A 4571-nucleotide genomic window follows, 5' to 3' on the forward strand; every position below is an offset into this window, starting at 1 on the left:
ATAGATATCTCGGACAAACAGATAACGTTAATCATGCCGTGTCCCGGCTCATGATTATGGGTAATCTTAAGGACATGATATCAACCATGAAAAAATTTGATGGGTGTTTTTTAGGAGCGCTCGCTCAGCCATGAAAAAAGTTGATGGGTGTTTTTCAGGAGCGATCGCGCAGCTGATTTATCTTCACTCAACCCTATTCACATTTTCCAAGCGCAGAAAATGCAAGCGTCCTGAAGCCTCCCCCGCGACAATTGTCACTCCATCTGGTGCGACAGCACAGCAATTTATCGCACCCTCTCCAGTGAAAGTAGCAATAACTTCCCCCGATACCAAATCCCAAACTTTGAGTGTGTTGTCACGGGAACCAGAAAGCACATATTTTCCATCTGGGGTGACGGCGACGGCACTTACCTTACTATGACCGATGAGGGTAGACACCTCCTCCCCGGTTTGCAAATCCCAGACTTTAAGAGTTTTGTCGCCTGACCCAGAAATCAGGTATTTCCCATCGGGGGTGACAGTGACTCCACTTACCCAGAGAGTATGACCGGAGAGGGTAATAACCTCTTTCCGCGTTTGCAAATCCCAGACTTTCACTGTTGTATCATAAGACCCAGAAATTAGGTATTTTCCATCTGGGGTGATGGTGATTGCTTCTAACCTTTTAGTATGACCGATGAGAGTAGTTAATTCCTGACCGCTTTGTAATCTATAGTTTTGTCATCGGAACCAGAAATCACGTATTTTCCATCGGGTGTGATGGCTACTGCATTTACCAATTTAGTATGACCGATGAGGGTACGCACCTCTTCCCCAGTGTGCAAATCCCAGACTTTGAGTGTTGTGTCAGATGAAGTAGAGATTACATATTTCCCATTCGGTGTGACGGTGATTGCTCTTACCTCGTCACTATGACCTGAGAGGGTATACATCTCTTTCCTAGTGAGCAAGTCCCAGACTTTCAGGGTATTATCCCATGAACCAGAAATGACGTATTTCCCATCCGCTGTGACGGCGACGGCAAAAACCGAATCACGATGACCGACAAGGGTAGATACCTCTTCCTCTGTTTGCAAATCCCAAACTTTCAGGGTGTTATCAATTGAACTAGAAATCACATATTTGCTATCCGGAGTAACTGTGACTGCACTTATTGCGTGACTATGACCGTTGAGACTAAACACATGGTTCTCTGTTTGTAAATCCAAGACTGTCAGGCTTCTGCCGAAGGAACCACAAATCAAGTACCTCCCATCTGGGCTGAAGGCAAGTGTACTTATTGAATAAGCGTTTAAGCTAGACTCCTCATGCCCAGTGTGTAAATCCCAGACTTTTAAGGTCTTATCAATTGAACCAGAAACCACATATTTCCCATCTGGGCTGATAGCCACTGCTGTTACCTCCCGACTATGACCGATGAGGGTTCGCACCTCTTCCCCTTTGTGCAAATCCCAGACTTTCAGGGTTGTATCAGATGAGGCAGAAATCACGTATTTGCCATCTGGGGTGACAGCGACTTCTGCTACCGAATCACTGTGACCATTGAGCGCAAACACCTCTTCCTGGGTGTGCAAATCCCAAACTTTCAGCCTGTTGTAACTTGCAGAAATCAAGTGCTTCCCATCTGGGGTAACAGCGACTGCTCTTATCCCGTTATCATAAACATTCAGGGTAAATACCTCTTCCTTGGTTTTTAAATCCCATATTTTCAGGGTTTTGTCACCTGAACTAGAAACCAAGTGCTTCCCATCCGGGGTGACAGCGACTGCTTTTACCGCACCACCATGACCATTGAGAGTACACACCTCCTCTCCGCTTTGTAAATCCCATATTTTCAGGGTTTTGTCATCGGAACCAGAAATCAAGTGCTTCCCATCTGGGGTGACTACGATTCCATTTACCCTGCCATGACCAGAGAGAGTACGCAATAAACGCCCACCGGGAGGAGTTAAACTTGGTGTGAGAGGACGCAACCACACTGCTGCTTTCCACTCCTTTGCTTTATCCAAAAGCACCTGAATTTCTGGCAGATCGAAGTATCCCAACCGCCCCAATAATTGTCCTGCCCTTTGTGTCTTATCTTCATCTATAATATGCGCCGAAAGTCGCAAACTCCCTTGAATTAATCTCAGAACTCTCTGTTGTTCTCCAGAAAGCAAAACATCAGCATTCAACGCCAAATTATAATCTTCTATTAATTCCTGAATTTTAATCTCCGAATGACAAACCTTAGCCTCTATAAAATCAAAATCCGTCAACCACTGATAGAATTGCTCGCACCTCCCAGCCTCAATCATGTGCTTTGGTAAATGCTTCAAAGCATACTCCCTATCTTCCGACACCAGGCTATCTAAATGTTTCCCGATCTCCTTCGTCCCCACACCGCCGCTAAATTTATCGACAATGCGAGTCTTAATTTTCTTAAGAAAAGTCATCCCCGTATGCCTGTACAATGTCTTTACGATAGAGGAAATCAGAAAAGCTTTGGTGATAAATGCTGTAGCGCGTTTCAGCATCAACCTGTATTTCGCGTAAAAATTGCTGCCACTCGTTGAGTACCATCTGTACCGTCACAGCTTTTTCACCAGACAACTCAGCTAGCAAACGCCGAGAAACAGGTTCTCGCAGTTCCGCTAAAAAATACACAATTGCCACCTTATGCATCGGCAAGGGTTGATCCAGCATCCCCATCCGCCGCCAATGGTCTTCATAATAAGCCATCAAACCTTGCGGCAGTTTAGCAATTGTCAAATCTGCGGCGTACTTACCGCTTTCAATTTCCCCCAGCACATAGCGCAAATACATGAAATTGTTCTCGCTTTTGTTCCCTAGCTGAGTGACAAAATCATCCACGCTCAACCCTTGCCCATCAATCCATTTGCTTAGCTGGGGCGATCTTTGGGTGCGAGTGCGAATGTAAGTTTGGATGTCTGGCAAACTTTCTGCTTGGTACTGCATCAAGTCGAAGCGATAGGGAACGGGATTAACATTTAAAGGCAGGGGGATCGATCGTTGGGTGAGAACAAAGTAAACTCCTTTGGGTAAAGTTACGGGTAGATAGAGAATATTGTTAGTCTTATGATCGGTTTGGTCAACTTCATCCAGTGCGTCAACAGCAATTACTAGCTTGTCTCCCGCTCTAAGTTTGGCACTAGCTTCTTCCAGTAATTTTCCCAGAAATTTACCATCTCCCGTAGCATCCGGTGGCAAGTTTAAGGGATAAGGTAAGCTGTAGCGGGAAATAATTTGACTACAGATTCCTTGCAAAAATTGCTCGGCGCGATTGATGGCTTGAGAGCGAATATTAAAATGAAACACGCAGTTTGTCCGCCGCACATACTCAGCCAGAATCGCGCTTTTGCCTACACCGGGGTCTGCTTCAATGATAAAGTATCCTTTGCTCTGGCTGGTGAGGAAATCCTGTATCGCTTTGAACAGAAATCCCCGTCCGACAAAGCCTTCGGTTTTTTCCTGAATCAGCGCTTGGAACTCAGGACGCACTCCCACGGGTGGCGATTTTTGCAACTGTTCCTTTAACTGCTTCACATCTTGAGCAGCTGTTTTCGCATCAGTCGCAATCAGCAACCGCTCCATGCTGTCCAAGGCGCGAAAGCTGTAATCATAGTCAAACACATCATTATTATGCTTGACATCGTTGCGCGTACTCCGTATTTCATACACCCAATTGCGTTCGCGGTTATCAAGCTTGTGCCGTTCAAAAAACGCTTCGTTCCATTGGTCTAGCAATAAGCTGATTACTGCTGCTGGGTCGTTCCATTTGAGGTCATTACCGTCAAAGTAGTAATCTTCCAAACCCAGTGGAGCATCCTGCAACCAGTTCGAGCCGTATCTGGATTCCATTTTACGCCCGATCAGAGGTTGCAGCGCTGGGGTGAAAATCTCTTCCAGTGCTTTATCAACCAAATGTTTATTAAATTTGCGATCGCTCTGAGTCATAGATCAATCTACTGAATCAGTCAATTCGCATTTTATAGCGGTTTGCAGGCGCATGAGGTACACCTTCGTTTGTGTAGCGGCAGCATTAATGCTGCCGCTACACAAAAGGCGCCAAAAGGCTGTACTTCACTCACTTGCAATCTGCTGTAAGTCCTGTTGTGAGTGATTTTTGATTTTGTCAGAGCTTTCTTAATAGAACTTACGCAAAGAAACCGGGTTTCTATGAAAAAGAAACCCGGTTTCTAGGATCGTCGTGCGTAATTTCTGCTTAATTCTTCCTTGAGCAACCCGCTATCTAACTCAAGTTGCTAGTGATAAAACCGATCCCCCCAAACCCCCCTTGCTAAGGGGGGCTTAAGATCCCCCCAAACCCCCCTTGCTCAGGGGGGGTTCAGAGAGTTTAAGATAGATTTGGGCCCTGATTAAGCGATCTAATACCAAATATTGCATAAGTAACTCAAGTTGCTAGCGCTCAAACCGATCCCCGCAAACCCCCCTTGCTCAGGGGGGGTTCAGAGAGTTTAAGATAGATTTGGGCCCTGATTAAGCGATCTAATACCAAATATTGCATAAGTAACTCAAGTTGCTAGCGCTCAAACCGATCCCCGCAAACC

Annotated in this window: 3 protein-coding genes; all 3 read right to left on the reverse strand. The window is 45.7% G+C overall.

Going from position 1 to position 4571, the window contains the following annotated elements; all coding sequences use genetic code 11:
• Positions 1–183 precede the first annotated feature (183 nt).
• A complete protein-coding gene (locus MiSe_RS47740; RefSeq protein ID WP_264197116.1) occupies positions 184–597 on the reverse strand; it encodes a WD40 repeat domain-containing protein in 414 nt (137 codons plus the stop codon).
• A gap of 89 nt (positions 598–686) precedes the next feature.
• Complete coding sequence (locus MiSe_RS47745) at positions 687–2435, reverse strand: eIF2A-related protein (protein WP_226594293.1); 1749 nt, start codon at positions 2433–2435, stop codon at positions 687–689.
• Positions 2422–3957 (reverse strand): Swt1 family HEPN domain-containing protein, encoded by a 1536-nt coding sequence (locus tag MiSe_RS47750; protein WP_226594295.1) that lies wholly within the window; start codon positions 3955–3957, stop codon positions 2422–2424. Before MiSe_RS47750 ends, MiSe_RS47745 begins: the two co-directional genes overlap by 14 nt.
• Positions 3958–4571 lie beyond the last annotated feature (614 nt).

This window comes from Microseira wollei NIES-4236 (genome assembly GCF_020521235.1).
In the GTDB taxonomy this organism is placed as follows: domain Bacteria; phylum Cyanobacteriota; class Cyanobacteriia; order Cyanobacteriales; family Aerosakkonemataceae; genus Microseira; species Microseira wollei.

Bases quoted from the DNA above. Each gene is read 5' to 3' on its own strand.
- MiSe_RS47750 (WP_226594295.1), bottom strand. From the start codon at position 3,957: ATGACTCAGAGCGATCGCAAATTTAATAAACATTTGGTTGATAAAGCA.
- MiSe_RS47745 (WP_226594293.1), bottom strand. From the start codon at position 2,435: ATGACTTTTCTTAAGAAAATTAAGACTCGCATTGTCGATAAATTTAGC.